Here is a 17,851-nt window from a genome sequence, read left to right as displayed (position 1 = left end):
AGCTGGCTTGAGGTGGAAGGAACCATTGAGCCGCAAACGCGGGAGGGCGAGGCGATCCTTACCGTTAACGCGGAGCGCATCCGAGAAATTCCAAGACCACAAACGACCCTACGTCTATCCTAGCGAGGATTCGGTGAAAGCATGGGAGGATCTGTCGGGGATGGAAAACTAGCGGATATAGGCGTCTACGCCGTTATCATCCGGGCCTGGAGCGCCGCTGCGGACGATCTCCACATACACACGGTTGGGCACACAGATGATCGTCTCGCCGGGCCGGGAGATGAAGCCCATCTGCATGGAGATTTTTTTCGGGCAGTCGGCGTACATCATTTGGATCCCCCCGTCAAAGACCTTTAGCGTATTGTTCCCGTATTTCGAGTGGATTTCGATGGTCTCCTCCCCGACGTCCAAGGGGACGCTGCGGTAGGATTCGCCGTCCACCTGGATTTCGGCGCGAAGCGTTGCCGGATCTACCGTCTCCCGGCTTTCCAGCACCTGGCGCAGGAAGAGCCACGTCGAACCCAACAAGACCAGAACAACGATCAGCAGGACGTCGCCCCGTTTCATTTTTAGCATATCGATCCATCCTATTCTTGGGTATTAAACGTAATCATTACGAATAAACATATCTTAGAAACTAGCGTCTTCTTTGTCAATGATCCACTTATCTCATGTTGATTGGCGATCTCCTTCCCGAGCGCATGATCGCGGAGGAATGGGCGTTGGCCATCCACCGGCAGATCTTGTAAGCTGGCTTGCCGGCTGGCGCTAGACATGAAAAAGCCGTTCTGGCGCATCGGCAAACGACGCGAGGAACGGCCCTCTTGGGTTGGTTGTTTTATTTTTGATTTTGGCTGACGACGAGGTCCACGAGAATATCCAGCTGCTTCTCCAGATTCAGTCCGTCCACCATCCAGAACTCTTTGTAGTTCAGCAAGTACACGTGGTTATTTTTCACGGCAGGGATGTTTTTCCACACCGGTCCATTCATGACTTCCTCTGCGCGTTCCTTCCCGCCGTCCGGTTCATACACCGTCACGAACATATGGTCCGCAGCATATTCCGGAACGACCTCCAAAGAAATATCCGCGCCTGTGGTCGGGAATACCTCTTTCTCGATCTTCTCCTGCGGCTTCAAGCCAAACATTTCGTACAGGTTATAGCCGGCATCCCGAGTTTTTGGCCATACCCAGAAGTTCTTCGCCCAGATCGAATACGTGCCCACGGTTTCGTCGGGTCCGATCACCTCGCTGAGCTTGGCTTTGGCCTCCTCGGCTTTTTGCTTATACCGGGTAATAAATTCCTCCGCCTGTTGCTCACGGCCCAGCATTTCACCCACCGTCTTCACTTCCTCCAGCGGGTCAATTCCCTCCCAGCCTGTGGTGGCCAGGGTGACAACCGGACCAATTTTCTTTAATTGCTCAACGATATCGGCCGGTGTATAGGTCGGGACAATAATCAGGTCCGGCTGAAGCTCCAGCACTTTCTCTACTGAGATATCACCGACGCTTTCCACGCCTTCCAGTTCCTTATTCAGCAGAACCGAGTTTTCCAGAGCAAGCGAGCCCGCCCCAACCGGCTTCACGCCGAGAGCCAGCAGATCACCCAGATGCGTAATGGATACAATCCGCTGCGGATTGGTTGGAATCTCAACCTCTTGCCCGGTATAGTCCTTGTAAACCTTCGTTGCCGCTTGTCCTTCGGCGGAATCGTTGGTTCCGTTGCCGGATTGCGCGCTTCCCGCTGCATTATGGTTCGACGCCGCCGCATCGTTTGCCGTATTGCCGCCGTTTTGGCCGCAAGCCGCAAGCACAACTGTCAGCAACAGAACCGTTGCCACCGCAAGAAATCGATGTTTGAACACCTTCATTTGTATTGCTCCCCCATTTTCTACTGATAATGATTATCATTATACACAGGCTAGGACAATTAATCAATCGTCAGCCCAAAATAAAGGACCTTCCCTTTGCCATCATCAGGATAGCTTGGGAAGGTCCCTCCATTATCGTTTTGATTGCACCGCTTATTCTCTAACGATAGTGATCCAACCGTCAGCGTCGAAGTCTACGGATGCGCTAAGCGCCTCTGCCAGGAATCGGAGCGGCACGTAAGTCAACCCGTCCTTATGGACAAAGGCTGGCTGGCTCAGCGTTACCACCTTGCCATCCACCGCCGCTTTCTTCGAGCCGACCTTGAGAACGATCTCCTTGCCGGTCAGGTCATCGATCACGACAATCTGGCCAGACCCCGGCGTCCACTTCACTTCGGCGTCTAACTGCTCAGCCAAGTAACGCAACTGTACAAAGGAGATGCCGTTCTTCGTGATCAATCCATAGTAGTCGCTTTGGGTATCGAGCACAAGCTGTCTATGGGTCAAATTAAGGTCTTCTTTGAGCAATTTGTACAGCGGAGCGGAACCCTGGAAATTGCGCAAAATTTGCCCTGGGGTCAACTCCGTTTCCGTCACGTCGATAACACCGACACTCGTATCCACTTGATCCGCGGTTACTGTCCCGCCGATGTTCCACATTTCGCTGTCGCTGCGCGTAATAATCCCCAATCAGGTCTCTGAGCCCTTGCTCATCCTTCACCGCGCTGGCGAGGAACGGCTTAATCAGCCCAAACAGCTCGTCGCCGCGCACTTCCGCATGCAGGTTCGTCAAGCTCAACGTCTCCCCGTTTACCTGCGAGGAAGTTTGCTTCACGGTCAATACCGAAGGGTTCGGGAAATGCTTCAGCACGAATTCCGCCAGTTTGACGGTCAGCTCCTGCGCCCCGGCTTCCAATTCGCTCGTGTCAGGCAGCGTCACGCCCTCAATGGACTGAGGTATGTACAACGGCTGCTTCGCGCCTTCAACCTACAGCGCAATCCCCTTGTCGTCCATGAAGAAGAGGAACGGAATCTTCTCTCCCTTCAAGCCGACGGAGCCTTTCATCGAAATATGTTTGGTATCCTGCACCTTTGCACTATCGATATTCAGAGAGAAAGAATTCATAAGATCAATTGCTTTTTGGTCCTCCGCAGTCAGCTTGGCCGATTCAGCCGGAACAACTTCGACGGTAACCGTCTGTTTCGACTCACTGCTCGTCGTCTTTGCGCTGTTGGCCAGCGCTTTGGCCACGTCAAACCCGCCGACCGCCTGGCATCCCGTGAGCGCTACCAGCAGGTAAGGAAAGATATTTGCTGGAAGGAAATCAGTTATGGCATGAAGATGAGAACGGAAGGTATGTCGACCGAGCACAGGAAATGGGCATTCAGCAATCGGGATGGGCCTGGGGAGCTCGCTTCTTCGATGCGGATAACAGCGGAAATATGAGCTTGATGGTGACGAACGGTTTTATATCGGCAGATGAGGAGGAGGAGTACTGGTTCGACATGGGGACGCTTGCGACTACGCCAGGTTATATCGTCGAGGATGTTCAACCGCGGTGTCAACGATCTTGTGTTCGCGAATCAGGGTGCTAAAACGAAGGTATACAAGAGTGAGGTCAGCAATGGGCATCATTGGATCAAGCTGGATCTGATCGGTACCTTTCCGAGCAATCGTGACGCAGTTCAGGAGTCCGTTGATTGAATAAAAGAAGCGGAAGGTTCGATAGGCTTAGCGGGGCGCATTTATGGCGCTCCTATTTTTTCGAAATAAAAGGATTTTATATTTTTTCACATAATTATATTAAGATATCAGAATCTGGGAGGTATTTCGATGGAAAGAAGACATGAGGTATTGTTTGAGCAGCTGCATACATACCGCAGAGAGCTGCTGAAGGTGGTTGAAGACGTGTCGGAAGACGAGGCTGACATTGTACCGGATGGTTTCAACAACAATATCAGATGGAATCTGGGGCATGTGGTTCTGGATCAGTATTTATGGATACGCGTGCTTACGAAAGAGGATATGCCGGTCCCGATGAGCTTTAATCAATGGTTCGGTTACGGAACGAACCCATCGCATTTTACGGACGAAACCCCGTCATTGTCAGAATTGATATCACTGCTTCAGGAGCAGCCTCGCTTCATAGAGCAGCAGTACCGGGATCGGCTGGAGGAGGAGTATCCGCCAACGGATATGGGGATGCATACCCTTGAGCAGGTACTTGTGAGAACGATCTTCCATGAAGGACTTCATATGGGCGCCATTCAGGCCATCAAAAGACAGGCTGCAAACCGCTATCGGTGAGTTTCGCTCGTTTGTGAACCAAATTAGCTCAATTTCATTAAAAATAGTACACCCGACCCTCCCTTCCGTGTCAACTCATTTAAAAATGTTACCGAAGGATAGTGGTTCACTCACGTAATTTTGTTACCCAGTGGAGGCAGACGTTACGGGTTGGCAACCCAGCACCTTCACGGCATTATCAAGGATTACAGATTTTTCATTTCGCGATTTCGCTCTCTTGTATTGATCAGCCAAGGTACGGATCACTTCACGTCGTGTTTTCATGCTCAATTTCAACACACATCCCTTCGGTAACATTTCGATGTGAGTGAACCGATGCCTCCTTAGTAACATTTTAACTGAGTGATCGCGCCTTCACTTCCCCTCTGCGCAAAATATGTTATAATGGGGTTTGTGCCTGGAGGCCCGCTCCCCAGTGCATAACGAAATTGAAGAAGAAATCCGTGCTTATTCCTACGGGAATACACGGGAGAGGTTCGAGAACTCCCTCTATAAAAAACTATAAATGCCCTGCCTTGATTCGGCGGGTTCTTCGCGCTCGCATGCCCGTTTGCTGTACGGCAACGGAGTCGCAGCGCCAAGGACACCCTGCCGGTCGAAATGGGCTTGTTTTTTTGTGACCAGTTCAAGAACTCTCTTTCTTCTATCACAATGGGCCGGGAACGAAGGATTCCTGCTTCACTATTAAAGAAGACGGAGGGTTTTTTTATGCTTAAAAAGGAAAAAGCGGTTGTTGTGTTCAGCGGCGGTCAAGACAGCACAACCTGTCTGTTCTGGGCGATCCAGCAATTCGGCGAGGTTGAGGCCGTGACGTTTGATTATGGCCAACGCCATAAGCTGGAGATCGAATGCGCGAAATCGATTACCGCCGAGCTTGGCATCAAGCATACCGTGTTAGACATGAGCCTGCTTGGCCAATTAACGGCCAACGCTTTGACGCGCAGCGACATTGCGATCGAGCATCAGGAGGGGGAGCTGCCAAGCACGTTTGTGGACGGCCGCAACCATCTCTTCCTCAGCTTTGCTGCCGTACTCGCCAAAGGCGTAGGTGCCAAGCATATCGTTACCGGCGTCTGCGAGACCGACTTCAGCGGTTATCCCGACTGCCGCGACGTGTTTGTGAAATCGCTGAACGTGACTTTGAATTTGGCGATGGATTACGAGTTTGTGATCCATACGCCGCTCATGTGGATCGACAAAGCAGAGACCTGGAAGCTAGCCGATGAGCTTGGAGCCTTTGATTTCGTGCGCGAACGGACGCTTACCTGCTACAACGGTATCATCGGCGATGGCTGCGGCGAATGCCCGGCCTGCAAGCTGAGAAAAGCTGGACTGGACAAATACTTGCTGGAACGCCAGGAGGCGAATTCACGATGAACCGGACACCGGAGGAATTTCGCATCGTTGAAGCGCTGCAGAAGCTGGACCAGGACATCCGCCGGGACCAGCTACGTTACCACCGCCGCCGGGTGCTGGTGAGCAAGGAATTCACTTTTGATGCCGCGCACCACCTGCATGCGTATGACGGCAAATGCAAAAACCTGCACGGCCACACGTACAAAGTGGTGTTTGGCATCAGCGGCCGGCCGGATGAGATCGGCATGACCGTTGATTTTGGCACGATCAAGGAGATTTGGAAGAACGAAATTGAAGCTTATCTGGACCATCGTTACATTAATGAAACGCTGCCGCCGATGAATACCACCGCCGAAAATATGGTGGTGTGGCTGTTCGAGAAGATGGAGGAGGCGCTGCAATCGGAAGCTTATCGCAATCCGGTGCTGGAGGCCCGGACGGAGTTCGTCCGCCTCTATGAGACGCCAACCAGCTATGCGGAAGCGAGACGGGAGTGGATGCAGGATGAGTAAGGAAGCGACCACACAAGAGCACCGCGAGCTGCCGATCCCCGTCATGGAGATCTTTGGCCCCACCGTACAAGGCGAGGGTATGGTGATCGGACAGAAGACGATGTTCGTCCGCACCGCCGGCTGCGATTATCGCTGCTCTTGGTGCGACTCCGCCTTCACCTGGGACGGCAGCGCGAAGGAGATGATCCGCCGCCTGACCCCGGCGGAAATCCTTGGCGAGCTGCGCGACATCGGCGGCGACCGTTTCTCCCACGTCACCTTGTCCGGCGGCAACCCCGCCCTCCTGCCGCAGCTGGCCAGCTTGGTGGAGCTGCTTCACGCCGAAGGCATCACCGTCGCAGTCGAGACGCAAGGCTCGCGTTGGCAGGATTGGCTGGCCGAGGTCGACCAGGTGACTCTGTCGCCGAAGCCGCCAAGCTCGGGCATGGACACCAACTGGGACGTGCTGGACGATATCGTCGCTAGGCTGGCTGCCCGGCCTCACCCGCTCGCCGTCAGCTTGAAGGTCGTCGTGTTTGACGATGACGATCTGGCTTACGCCAAGCGGGTGCACACTCGCTACCCCAACGTGCCGATGTACGTGCAGGTGGGCAACCCGGACGTGAAGCGGATGGACATCCAGGAGCATGCGTCCGACCTGCTGCGCCGCTACGAAGCGCTCATCGACAAGGTAATGGCCACGCCGGACCTGAACAATGTCCGGGTGCTGCCGCAGCTCCACGCCCTCGTCTGGGGCAACAAACGCGGCGTGTAGCGGAAGTTCAAAAATCGGCTTTCGATCACGAGGCGAATTCGAGGGTGCAGGTTCGACGTCGAATCTTGAATTCAGCCGAGCCTTCCGTTGCTCACATAGCTCCTAGCTATGCTCCGCTACTCAGTCTCTAGCTTCATCCAACCTTCTCGGTGCTCCAAACCCGATTTTTGAACCTTCATTGAAACGGCAGTTCATCAATCGGCTTTCGATCACGAGGCGGATTCGAGGAGGCTGGTTCGGCATCGAATCTTGAATGCAGCCGAGACCTCCACCCCGCGGCTAACGGACACCAGAGACGTTATTTGAGGCTCCGAGGGAGCTTTCCAAATCTACCGGACTCAGTAGACCTTATTTTGATGTAAAACAGCACATCGGCTGCGATAAAAGCCAAATAAGGTCGCTGGAGTCCGTTACAACAGGAAATGTCCGGGAAAAAGGCAAATAAGGGCTGTACGGTCCGCTAGATTGCTTTAATGAATATATCTATAAGGAGGGCTTCACATGGCCGGAAGAAAACCCGAAGAAATGCAAGACGTGACCCTGCTGGGCAACCAGGGCGTCAAATACCCTTTTGACTACGCGCCTGAGGTATTAGAGACCTTTGACAATAAACATCCGTACCGTGATTATTTTGTAAAATTCAACTGCCCGGAGTTTACCAGCCTTTGCCCGATCACAGGACAGCCTGACTTCGCCACCATCTACATCAGCTATATTCCCGATATCAAAATGGTGGAAAGCAAGTCGTTAAAGCTCTATCTGTTCAGCTTCCGCAACCATGGCGATTTCCATGAGGACTGTGTGAACATCATTATGAACGATTTGATCAAGCTCATGGATCCGAAGTACATCGAAGTCTGGGGCAAATTTACGCCGCGCGGCGGCATCTCCATCGATCCTTACTGCAACTATGGCCGTCCCGGCACCAAGTACGAAGCGATGGCGGAACATCGCCTGCTTAATCATGATATGTATCCGGAAAAAGTCGATAATCGCTAAATCCTTGTCTACGTGGTGTGCGTAACAATGGATCTATCCCCCTGAGAGAGGAGAACCTCATGAAACCAAAAGTGTTTATCTCCCGGCCGATCCCCCCGGAAGTCGAACATTATCTGGCAGAGCATTGTGAAATCCGCAAATGGGAAGGCGACGAACCGATCACCCGCGCCCAACTTCTAGCCAGCTTAAGCGACGTCGAGGGATTGTTGACCGCGGACCGCAGCATCAATCAGGAGCTGTTGGATCATGCCCCCAAATTAAAAGTTGTCAGCAATATCAGCGTTGGCTACAACAACTTTGATCTCGAGGCGATGAAAGCCCGCGGCGTGCTGGGAACCAACACCTCGGCCGTCCTGAACGACACCGTCGCCGACTTGATTTTCGCCCTGATGCTGGACGTCGCCCGCCGGGTATCGGAACTGGACCGATACGTGAAGGCAGGGAAATGGAAACGCGGTGACGGCCAAAACCTGTTTGGTCTCGACGTCCACCACAAGAAGCTTGGCATCATCGGGATGGGGGAAATCGGCGAAGCGGTGGCCCATCGGGGGCAATTCGGCTTTGGGATGCAGGTGCTGTATCACAACCGCAGCCGGAAACCGGAAGCCGAAGCTAGGCTGGGTGCCGTTTATTGCACCCTGGATGAGCTGCTGAAGGAAGCGGATTTTATCGTGCTGATCACGCCGCTCACACCGGAAACGCGCAAGCTGATCGGCGCTCGGGAATTTGCCTTGATGAAGCCGACGGCTGTGTTCGTCAACGCCTCCAGAGGGGCTACCGTTGACGAGCAGGCGCTGACCGCCGCTTTGCAGAACCGTCAAATCTACGGCGCGGGATTGGATGTGTTCGAGAAGGAACCGATCGATCCGGACCATCCGCTGCTGAAGCTGCCAAACGTAGTGACCTTGCCGCATATCGGATCAGCGACAGACCAAACTCGCCGGCAAATGGCGATGCGGGCCGCTGAAAACCTGGTGGCCGCCCTCGAAGGCCGAACGCCGCCAAGCTTGGTCAAAGAACTGCGGCCGGATGCACCAGACCAAAACTCAAATAGATAAACCTAAAAAAACTCCCCGGATACCGTCAGCGAAAATCGCACACGGTGCCCGGGGAGTTTCTTTTATTCCTCTTCGTTTAGCAAATCAACCGGATCGCGGTCCCCCAACCGTCCGGCCTCGGCATCTTTGAGCAGCCGCCGCAGCCAATTGAGCTCCGTCCGGGCATGCTCGTAACGTCCGACCATCAGGTGCAGCACGCTCCTTGGTACGATCCCCCGATGTTCTTCGTAAACCTGATAGCTCAAATTGACCTCATGCTCCGCTTTCCGAATCCGGTCCTGCAACATGGCGATCAGCTTCTCCCGGTCCCCATACCTGGCAAAGACCAAAGCAACATGCAGCGGATGATATCCGGACACTTCCTCCTGGAACCGATCGATCAGCAACTTCTGAAAATACTCCCGGCCCTTGTCCGTGATCCGATAGACCGTCTTGTCCGGACGGCCCTCGCCATAAATCGTCTCCACCGCCTCGATATGCCCCGATTTGGCCAACTGGTCGACGGCGTAATACAGCGAACCGATTTTGAAATTGCCGTGCTGGTCGAGGAACCGATCCCGGATACGGATGAGCATCTCATAAGGATGCTGATCCTCCTCGAGCAGCAGACCCAAAATACAAAGACGGATCGCTAAAGCTTTCATTGCTGCTTACCCCCGCTGATTCGACGGCTTTAACGCCTTGCGCTCGATTCGGTCCTTCGGCATGGCGAGCACGACCAGCACTGCGCAAACGGTCGGAATGAGGGCCCACATAAACGTATGGGCGATCGAAATGGACAACGCCTCTGTAATTTTGTCCAAAATCGCCGGCGGAATCAGCGCTCTTTTCTCCGGACTCAGCGCTTCCCGGGTATCGCCGAAATTCCCGCCGCCTTGTCCCATTCCAGCAAACGCATCGGCCATGGCCCCCGACATCAGGTTGCGTTGCACGATACCAAAGATCGTAATCCCCAGCGTCATGCCCAGCGAACGGAGGAACGAGTTGGTTGATGTCGCCGCTCCGCGCTGCCGCATGTCAAAGTGATGCACGGACGCCATACTGAGCACCGAGAAGGAGAAGCCAACGCCAAAGCCGGTCAGGATGCTGTAAAGCGTAAGCAGCATGCGAGACGAATCATTCGTTAACGTGCTAAGCGCAAAGATACCGCCGACGAAGCAAACCACCGACAAGGCCATCACCGTGCGGTATGGTATGCGGGAAGCGAGCATCCCGCCCAGCATGCTGCCGACCACCGAACCGATCATCATCGGCATCAGAATAATGCCGGAGTTGGTCGCCGATCCGCCGTAGACGCCCTGCACGAAGATCGGGATATATACCGTAGCAACGATAAATACACTCCCGTAAAATAAAGCCAACAAACAGCTTGTCGCGTAAAGCCGATTTTTGAACATATCAAACGATATGATTGGCTCTTGCGCTTTCGTTTCGAGCAGCAGGAACGCGGCAAACAACACGGCAAATCCCGCAAACAAGCCCAAAATCACGCTGGAATTCCATGCGTATTTCTCGCCGCCCAGCTCCAAGGCAAACATTAGGCACACCACAGCGCCAACCAAAGTAAATGCCCCGCCCCAGTCGATCTGCTGCTTCGCGTGCGTCAACGACTCCTTATAGTAGAAGATAATCAACACCAACGACACGATACCGATCGGCACATTAATGTAGAAAACCCAATGCCAACTTAGCGAGTCGGTGATAAACGCGCCCAACAATGGGCCAAAAATACTCGACGTGCCAAACACGGCACCCATGAGTCCGGTCATTCTCCCCCGCTGCTCCACTGGGAAGATATCGTAAATGATCGTAAACGCAATCGGCATCAGCGCTCCCCCGCCGATCCCCTGGATCGCGCGGAAAATACTCAGCTGCACGATGCTTCCGGCGAGCCCGCACAACACGGAGCCAAGCAGGAACATCGCGATGCCAAATAGGAAGAAGCGTTTCCGGCCATACATATCCGACAGCTTGCCGAAAATCGGCGTCCCCGCCATCACCGTCACCATATAGGCCGAAGTCACCCAAACGAACTGCTCCATTCCGCCGAGATCGGCAACAATCGTCCCCATGGCCGTCGTCACGATCGTGTTGTCCATCGCTGACATCAGAATCCCCAGCATTAATCCGAACAAGATGAGCCGGGTAGAATTTTTCGTTGCAGTAGCCAACATCTTCTCTCCTTTGTTTCATATTCAAATTTGAATAATCTAACTTCTTCCTATTTTATTGAAAATATTTAAAAAGTAAACCTTTTACCTAAAAAAGCAATCCGTCCCGCCCTGGCCCGCCCGGCGCAACGATCCTAACTATCGTTCCTCCCCGCATTGGCCTATAATGGAATAAGAGACTGAACGAAAGGAAGTTTTTTGCAAAATGAATGATAAATGGACTGCATTAGAACGCAAAATGCGTGAATCCGGCGTCAACACGCTGCTGATCACTGATCCGAAGCATGTGTATTACCTTACCGGCTTTCTGAGCAATCCGCATGAACGCTTCCTCGGCGCCGTCCTTCAGGCGGGAAGCGAGCCTTTTCTGGTCGTCCCTGCGCTGGATGAAGAGGCAGCCCGCAAAGCCGCGGACTTAACGGAGATCATCACCCATAGCGATACGGACGACCCTTACGCCCTCTTGAAGCAACGCCTCGCGGGCTCGCTGGGTACGCTGGGCTTTGAGAAGGAGCAGGTCTCCGTGGCCAACTTCGAGCGAATGCAGGAGAAGCTCTCGTTCTCCGAATCTGTAGATGTTGGATCTTGGCTTCGGGACATGCGGGTGCGGAAAAGCCCAGAAGAAGTCAGCAAGATCAAGCACGCCGTACATCTGATCGAACAGGTGCTTAGCGAATCGCTGAAAAAAGCAACGGAAGGCGTAAGCGAAAACGAGCTTGTTGCGGAAGTCGAGTACCAAATCCGCAAGCTCGGCGCAGACGGGCCTTCCTTCGATTCCATGGTGCTGTCCGGCGAGAAAACTGCCCTGCCGCATGGCGTCCCCGGCGACCGGCAAATCCGGCGCGGCGACCTGCTGATGTTTGACATCGGCGTTTATGCGAATGGCTACGCATCCGACATCACGCGTACCTTCGCGGTTGGCGAGCTGACCAAGGAACTCGTCCGGATTTATGAAACGGTGCTGGCAGCCAATGAAGCTGCGATTGCCGCCATCCGGCCGGGCGTCACCTTCGCCTCCATTGACCGCGCCGCCCGCGAAGTAATCGAAGCTGCCGGCTATGGACCTTATTTTATCCATCGCCTTGGCCATGGGCTGGGGATCGACGTGCACGAGTTCCCTTCGGTTCATGGGGAGAACGAATTTCTCCTCGCAGAAGGCCACGTCTTTACGGTTGAACCTGGCATTTATGTGCCAGGCATCGGAGGAGTTCGTATCGAAGATGATGTGCTAGTCACAGCAACCGGCGTTGAAGTGCTCACATCTTATCCGAAACAACTAACTTATATCTAACATGTAATGTAATATTCATACTCGAAGAGCCCTGGCGATCTCCAAAAAATGATTCGCAGGGCTCTCTTTTTAGCTTTTTCCGATAGATTTAGACGTTTTTTTTGAAACTTTTTACGAAAACCAAAAAATGTAGGAATTTTTCGTTTTCAAAGGACCTTTTTTCCTATAAAATGATATTTATGAACCGCTGGTTAAAAAGAAAAGAGAGACAGCCAGGCGTATACTTCACATTTTTTAAGGGGAACGGAGAGGATTTTCGTGTTCAAGGTCATTAATCGCTCCATCAGCCGCAGATTGATGAGTACCTATGCGGTGATTATTGTCGTATCTTCACTTTTATTTAGCGTCAGCTTTTATAACATCTCTATGGGGATCATTGAGCAAAATGTGCTGCCACAGTTCGATAAAGTGCTGCAAACTAGTACTCAAGACATCTTCAAACGGTTAGATACGACCCAATCCCTGCAATTGCTCAGCGGTAAAGATAACTCCCGTTTTGCGGTGGAATCGTATTTGACGAAGAGCACTAAGGACTACAACTTGAGCACTGCTTATTTACTACATATTCAAGATGACGGCGCTACAGTTCTGGCGACGAATGAGAACTCGGAGATGACCCCCGGCGACAAGCTGGAGCTTCAGCCGGCCATGACCGCTGCGGCCAATGGCGGGGTACAAATCAGTGAGTTGTATACCGACAAATTCGGCTCGCACAAAACAGCTTTCATCGCGATTCCCGGCAGCAAAGCGATGCTCGCCGTGGGCCTTGACGCTACCTTCATCGATAAGAAGAAAGACCAAATTTTATACATCTGTATCGGCATCACCTTGCTTGTCATTGTGGCGGGCATGGCGGCAGCTTACTTTGTTAGTACGCGAATCACGAAGCCGATCCGAAAGCTCGTGACGGTCACGGAACAAATGGCTGGCGGGGACTTCCGCCATACCATCGAAGTGAAAGGAAATGACGAAATCGCCCAATTAGCCGGGAGCTTCCAAACGATGACTCATCAGCTCAAAGACATGTTCGCTGCCGTGATGCAAACGTCCCGGGCGGTCGTCGACGGCTCAGAGAACTTGTCCCGTTCGGTTACGACGTTTGAGGATCTGATCGCCCGTTCCAATGTAGCGACGAAGGAAATCGAAGCCGGCAGCATGACGATTGCGTCCGCAGCGGCCGAAAACGCCCGTGCGATGGAAGAAATTTCGCAAGGTGTACAGCACATTGCCGCTTCGTCTGCCGAAGTCACCGAACAGATTGGACAAGCTGCGGATGAAGCCGGTGCCGGGAATACTTTGGCACAAACGGCGGTTACGCAGATGCAGCATGTAGAAGATGCGGCTAATCGGACGCTGGGGCATATCCGCACGCTGAATGATCGCTCGGAGTCAATTTCAAACGTTGTCGTAACCATTACGGAAATTACGAAGCAAATTAATATTCTGGCACTGAATGCGGGGATCGAAGCGGCACGGGCCGGCGAGCACGGCAAAGGGTTTGCTGTCGTCGCCGAAGAAGTCCGTAAGCTGGCTGAGCAGTCCCGCCAGGCGATGGAGGAAATCGGTGAGAACCTGCTCAGTATTCGAGAAGAATCGGAAAACTCCGTCAACGCTATGCAACGGGCCAGCGAGGAAATCGTCTCCGGAACAGAACGGGTGAAGCAAGCTGGTCAGGCGTTTGAACAATTAACTAAGCTGATTCAGAACGTGAACTTGACGATTCAATCGGTCTCAGCATCCACCCAAGAGGTATCCGCCGGTACCGAGGAAGTGACCGCATCGGTGGAGGAATCCGCCAATATTACCGCCAAGTCGCTCGCTAACATGGAGCAAATCAGCAGCTATTCGCAGCAACAACTGAGCGAAATGGAAAATCACGCGCGTACGGTTCGTTCGCTGCATGAGCAGGCGTTGGCGCTGCAGGAGTCGATCGCAAAATTCCGGATCTGACTCTAAAAACAAAACGTACCCTTCACGCTCCCCTGATCGGGGAAGCGGAAGGGTACGTTTTGTTTTATCCCGTAATGGACACTGCGCTTGCAGCGTCTTCCGTTGGCTGATCCGACTGCGTATCCAGCTTCGATTCCGGCTTCTTCCAGTACGCTTCACTGCCTGGCAGATCGTCGAACCAGGTAGCATCATCCGGGCAAGGCAAAATCATAAATTTGCCGTATTCACCGTCCCGGGACTGATGATATTTGAGATAAGCCTGCCCGTTTTCAATGGCCAGGATTTCGATTTTTCCCGAAGAATGGCTCATTGAAAGCCGCACGCGTTTGCCAAGCCCCGATGTACGGGCTTTCGCTTCCTCCACCAGTTGATATGCTCGTTTCAGCGGGATCACGAAATCAGCATTTCCGGCAACGGGACGATTGATAAAGAAATAGTACGGAGTGACGCCGGCCCACGATAAGCGGTCCAGCAATTCGCCAAGCACGGCCGCATCATCATTGATGCCTTTGAGAATCGGCGTTTGATTAACCACGATAGCCCCAGCGTCGTGTAACGCCTGGAACCCTCTTTTGGCTTCAGGGGTAATTTCGCGCGGATGATTGATATGCGCCATGACATAAATCCGTTGGTCTACAGTGGAGAACTCCCTAATCAGATCCAGCAATTCCGGATCTTCATAAATACGCATAGGATTAAAAACAGGAATTTTGGAGCCGAGTCGGATGATTTTTACATGCTCAATGGCTCTTAGCCGTTCGAGAATCGAACGCAGTTTCTTTGTAGCCAAAATCAAGCTGTCACCGCCGGTTAACAGGACGTTGTTGATCTCCGGATGCTGGGCGATATACTCGATGCCAGGCGTGACATCCGCCATCGCTTCCTTCACATCGTTGCGAAACAACCGTTTACGGAAGCAATACCGGCAATAGGAGCCGCAAACCTCGGACACGATCAGCAGCGCGGTCGTGCGGTATTTATGCTGGCAGCCAGGCACCACATAGTTCGCCGCTTCGTCGGAAGCGTCCCAACGCCCGTATTCCTTCAGCTCTCCCGTATTGGGGATCACCAACTTGCGGATCGGGTCCTCTGGATCATTCCAGTCGATCAAATTCAAATAGTAGTCATTCACCCGAAAAACGAATTTGTCCGTAATCGGTTTCAACTCCTGCCGCTCCTGCTCGGACAACTGGCTCACCTTGGCAATATCGGTGATGTACTTCGGACTAGCCATAAATCCTCTCCTCCTTTAATAGTGCGATGCGTAAAGAAGAAGCTCGAAACTTGCAGTGAATGCGAGTACTCCGCCGAATGCTCGGGTCAAAGGTCTTGCAGAACGCAAAAAGACCCCGCTTCAAAGAACAGGGTCATTAATTGATGACTGAAATAATATTAAAATGACCCATCCACTGCAAACGAGGTTAGCTGACGGGCTCGGGAAAGATGGTTCCCTACGTTAATCCTACAACGATTCGCCCCAAAAGATTGGTTCCCCCGCTTTTCGACTTTACCCATCGAAAATTAAGCGTATTTTTATCCTACCCTAACATCACCCGATTTGTCAAAGCTTACCTTGGATCCCGGCGATGTCGTAAATGAGATCCATGCGCAAATGCCTGCGAACCTGCTCCGCTAACCGATCGAAGGCTTCCTCCTTCCGCGAGGAAGAAACAAAGGTGACGCCCAAAGGTTCGAGCCCTTTGCTCGTACGCAGTCCGTCCAGCCAAGCACGTCGCCAGGCATCATTATGGAACACTCCGTGCAGATACGTCCCAAACACCCTGCCATCGGCGCGGGCTGCGCCTTCCGGATGTGTTTGCGTCTCAGCCTGTTCTAACTCCGGGGCTGTCCCTGACCCTTGTACTGGCTCCTCATTGACCCGAAGCATAAATAAGGGACGAGTGTCCCGCAGCTGCTGGGTCGAGCCGGCATGAATCTCATAGCCTGAGATCGGCAGCCGGCGGTTCTTAGAGTGCAGCGATATCGGCTGGTCCTCGCACGTATAGCCGTGCACCCGTACCGTTTTTTTGCCTGAGAGGAAGGTTGTTGCCAAGGGGAGCAGGCCCAATCCTAACGCAGACCTCGGTTCATTGGACTCCACGCCTTCGGGGTCATGCAGTTGTTCTCCCAGCATTTGATATCCGCCGCAGATTCCGACCAGCTGGGTGCGCGTCTCCTCTTCAATCAGGCTGCAAATAGCCTCCGCCAGCCCTTGCCTACGCAAAAATTCCAGATCGCTGATCGTATCCTTGGTCCCCGGTAAAATCACCGCATCGGGATGCCCAAGCTCCGACAGCTTGCTTACATAACGTAGCGACACGTCCGGTTCGGCGGCCAACGGATCAAAATCGGTGAAGTTGGAAATATGCGGGTAACGGATGACTGCGATGTCCAGTTCCTTACTTGGCGCTTGCTCTGGATGGGCAGGATAGGTATCCAGGACAACGGAATCCTCTGCTTCGATATCCAGATCAGGCAGAAAGGGGAGCACTCCTAGTACGGGAATTCCGGTCCGCTGCTCCAGCCAATCCAGCCCGGGCTGCAATAGAGACAAATCGCCGCGGAACTTGTTGATAATGAACCCTTTTACGCGGGCGCGTTCGTGTGGCTCAAGCAGCTCCAGGGTACCAACGAGAAAAGCAAAAACGCCGCCGCGGTCAATATCCCCCACCAAGATCACGGGAGCATCCGCCCATTCAGCCAAGTTCATGTTGACGATATCCCGTTGCTTCAGGTTGATTTCCGCCGGGCTCCCAGCCCCCTCGATCACCACAATGCCATGCTTGTCGCGGAGCCGGCTGAGCGCTTCCATCACCAGCGGCTTGGCTTTAGGCAAAAATTCCTCACGATAATCAGATGCGCTTAAGTGGCGGTAAGGACGCCCATGAACAACGATCTGCGAATGCATGTCCCCAGTTGGCTTGATCAGTACCGGATTCATGTCGGTGGTGGCGGCAATGCCGCAAGCCTCCGCCTGAATGCCTTGGGCCCGTCCAATCTCTTGGCCGTCCGCTGTAACATACGAGTTCAAAGCCATATTTTGCGACTTAAACGGAGCTGGTCTAAGCCCATCCTGCGCAAAAATACGGCACAGCGCCGTCACGATCACGCTCTTGCCCACGTCAGACGCCGTCCCTTGAACCATGAGTACAGCACCTGATGCTGATGCGCTTTTTTCCTGATCCTGATCCAGAAGCTTCTTATGATTTTCGCCCATCGCGTTCCCCTCCTTTCCAAACCGTGCAGCAGTGTAGTATCTTGCCAGGGCCTTTTACACCATTATCCCCTTCGATCAGGTGGTGGTGATGACGCTCGACCTTTCCACCATTATCCCTCTCGATCAGGTGGTGGTGATGACGCTCGACCTTTCCACCATTATCCCTTTCATTCAGCATACGGTGATAATGCACGATTTTGATTCTCCGCTACTTAACAGTCGACCTGTTTCTCTTAGGATTCTCGATTAATCTGTCCAGCTCTAACCTTCTTCTTTTCTCCTTGGTTCTGATTCAAGGGGATAATGATGCAAAAGGCTCGCCGTAGAAGGTCCCCTCCCCCAAGAGCACCTCCGCTCCGCGAGTT

General features: G+C 53.1%; 19 protein-coding genes and 2 riboswitches. Of the genes, 9 read left to right on the top strand and 10 right to left on the bottom strand.

Annotation, left to right across the window (positions count from 1 at the left end; genetic code table 11):
* Window positions 1-168: 168 nt before the first annotated feature.
* The 5 genes from U9M73_RS01665 to U9M73_RS01645 all read right to left on the bottom strand — a co-directional run bounded on the left by U9M73_RS01665 (window position 169) and on the right by U9M73_RS01645 (window position 3,122).
* Window positions 169-576, bottom strand: a complete 408-nt coding sequence (locus U9M73_RS01665; protein ID WP_009226078.1) for a NusG domain II-containing protein — start codon at window positions 574-576, stop codon at window positions 169-171.
* 262 nt (window positions 577-838) lie between these two features.
* Window positions 839-1,870: an ABC transporter substrate-binding protein gene (locus U9M73_RS01660; RefSeq protein WP_009226077.1), complete on the bottom strand. Its 1,032-nt coding sequence runs from the start codon at window positions 1,868-1,870 to the stop codon at window positions 839-841.
* A 153-nt stretch (window positions 1,871-2,023) separates the two neighbouring features.
* Window positions 2,024-2,377, bottom strand: a complete 354-nt coding sequence (locus U9M73_RS01655) for a copper amine oxidase N-terminal domain-containing protein (protein WP_050769795.1) — start codon at window positions 2,375-2,377, stop codon at window positions 2,024-2,026.
* A 1-nt stretch (window position 2,378) separates the two neighbouring features.
* Complete coding sequence (locus U9M73_RS01650; protein ID WP_323076063.1) at window positions 2,379-2,837, bottom strand: hypothetical protein; 459 nt, start codon at window positions 2,835-2,837, stop codon at window positions 2,379-2,381.
* A 21-nt stretch (window positions 2,838-2,858) separates the two neighbouring features.
* Window positions 2,859-3,122: a hypothetical protein gene (locus U9M73_RS01645; protein WP_323076062.1), complete on the bottom strand. Its 264-nt coding sequence runs from the start codon at window positions 3,120-3,122 to the stop codon at window positions 2,859-2,861.
* Window positions 3,123-3,181: 59 nt separating this feature from the next.
* Here U9M73_RS01645 and U9M73_RS01640 point away from each other — a divergent pair, with 59 nt between their 5' ends.
* From U9M73_RS01640 to U9M73_RS01610, 7 genes are all read left to right on the top strand, one after another.
* Window positions 3,182-3,466, top strand: coding sequence for a hypothetical protein (locus U9M73_RS01640; RefSeq protein WP_198136228.1), 285 nt, complete (start codon window positions 3,182-3,184; stop codon window positions 3,464-3,466).
* A 238-nt stretch (window positions 3,467-3,704) separates the two neighbouring features.
* Window positions 3,705-4,178 carry a DinB family protein gene (locus U9M73_RS01635; RefSeq protein WP_009226073.1) on the top strand — a complete coding sequence of 158 codons (474 nt, stop codon included), beginning with the start codon at window positions 3,705-3,707 and terminating at the stop codon, window positions 4,176-4,178.
* 465 nt (window positions 4,179-4,643) lie between these two features.
* A riboswitch (PreQ1 riboswitch) is annotated at window positions 4,644-4,687 on the top strand.
* Between the two features lie 199 nt (window positions 4,688-4,886).
* Window positions 4,887-5,555, top strand: coding sequence for a 7-cyano-7-deazaguanine synthase QueC (queC, locus tag U9M73_RS01630; protein WP_009226072.1), 669 nt, complete (start codon window positions 4,887-4,889; stop codon window positions 5,553-5,555).
* The gene (queD, locus tag U9M73_RS01625) at window positions 5,552-6,046 is read left to right on the top strand and encodes a 6-carboxytetrahydropterin synthase QueD (protein ID WP_323076061.1); all 495 of its coding nucleotides are present in this window, start codon (window positions 5,552-5,554) and stop codon (window positions 6,044-6,046) included. Before queC ends, queD begins: the two co-directional genes overlap by 4 nt.
* On the top strand, window positions 6,039-6,800 hold the full coding sequence (gene queE / locus U9M73_RS01620; protein WP_009226070.1) for a 7-carboxy-7-deazaguanine synthase QueE: 762 nt from the start codon (window positions 6,039-6,041) through the stop codon (window positions 6,798-6,800). Before queD ends, queE begins: the two co-directional genes overlap by 8 nt.
* A 501-nt stretch (window positions 6,801-7,301) precedes the next feature.
* Window positions 7,302-7,799, top strand: a complete 498-nt coding sequence (gene queF, locus U9M73_RS01615) for a preQ(1) synthase (protein ID WP_009226069.1) — start codon at window positions 7,302-7,304, stop codon at window positions 7,797-7,799.
* Between the two features lie 59 nt (window positions 7,800-7,858).
* Window positions 7,859-8,857 (top strand): 2-hydroxyacid dehydrogenase, encoded by a 999-nt coding sequence (locus U9M73_RS01610; RefSeq protein WP_009226068.1) that lies wholly within the window; start codon window positions 7,859-7,861, stop codon window positions 8,855-8,857.
* 62 nt (window positions 8,858-8,919) lie between these two features.
* Here the strand turns inward: U9M73_RS01610 and U9M73_RS01605 are convergent, their stop codons facing one another.
* Window positions 8,920-9,501, bottom strand: coding sequence for a PadR family transcriptional regulator (locus U9M73_RS01605; protein ID WP_009226067.1), 582 nt, complete (start codon window positions 9,499-9,501; stop codon window positions 8,920-8,922).
* A 6-nt stretch (window positions 9,502-9,507) separates the two neighbouring features.
* Window positions 9,508-11,031, bottom strand: coding sequence for an MDR family MFS transporter (locus U9M73_RS01600; protein ID WP_323076060.1), 1,524 nt, complete (start codon window positions 11,029-11,031; stop codon window positions 9,508-9,510).
* Between the two features lie 202 nt (window positions 11,032-11,233).
* Between U9M73_RS01600 and U9M73_RS01595 the strand changes: the two genes are divergently transcribed.
* Together U9M73_RS01595 and U9M73_RS01590 are read left to right on the top strand one after the other, a co-directional pair.
* Window positions 11,234-12,319: a M24 family metallopeptidase gene (locus U9M73_RS01595; protein ID WP_323076059.1), complete on the top strand. Its 1,086-nt coding sequence runs from the start codon at window positions 11,234-11,236 to the stop codon at window positions 12,317-12,319.
* Between the two features lie 258 nt (window positions 12,320-12,577).
* Entirely contained in the window at window positions 12,578-14,269 is a 1,692-nt protein-coding gene (locus U9M73_RS01590) for a methyl-accepting chemotaxis protein (protein WP_323076058.1), read from the top strand.
* Between the two features lie 64 nt (window positions 14,270-14,333).
* On the opposite strand, the gene U9M73_RS01585 is transcribed toward U9M73_RS01590, so the two are convergent.
* The 3 genes from U9M73_RS01585 to U9M73_RS01575 all read right to left on the bottom strand — a co-directional run bounded on the left by U9M73_RS01585 (window position 14,334) and on the right by U9M73_RS01575 (window position 17,679).
* Entirely contained in the window at window positions 14,334-15,503 is a 1,170-nt protein-coding gene (locus tag U9M73_RS01585; protein ID WP_260069840.1) for a KamA family radical SAM protein, read from the bottom strand.
* Window positions 15,504-15,664: 161 nt separating this feature from the next.
* Window positions 15,665-15,807, bottom strand: a riboswitch (cyclic di-AMP (ydaO/yuaA leader).
* A 23-nt stretch (window positions 15,808-15,830) separates the two neighbouring features.
* The gene (locus U9M73_RS01580; RefSeq protein WP_323079039.1) at window positions 15,831-17,414 is read right to left on the bottom strand and encodes a cobyric acid synthase; all 1,584 of its coding nucleotides are present in this window, start codon (window positions 17,412-17,414) and stop codon (window positions 15,831-15,833) included.
* 55 nt (window positions 17,415-17,469) lie between these two features.
* Window positions 17,470-17,679, bottom strand: coding sequence for a hypothetical protein (locus U9M73_RS01575; RefSeq protein ID WP_157273486.1), 210 nt, complete (start codon window positions 17,677-17,679; stop codon window positions 17,470-17,472).
* Window positions 17,680-17,851: the final 172 nt, after the last annotated feature.

Source organism: Paenibacillus phoenicis (assembly GCF_034718895.1).
In the GTDB taxonomy this organism is placed as follows: domain Bacteria; phylum Bacillota; class Bacilli; order Paenibacillales; family Paenibacillaceae; genus Fontibacillus; species Fontibacillus phoenicis.
Note: the sequence above shows the minus strand (reverse complement) of the source record. Positions and strands in the feature narration are given on the sequence as shown.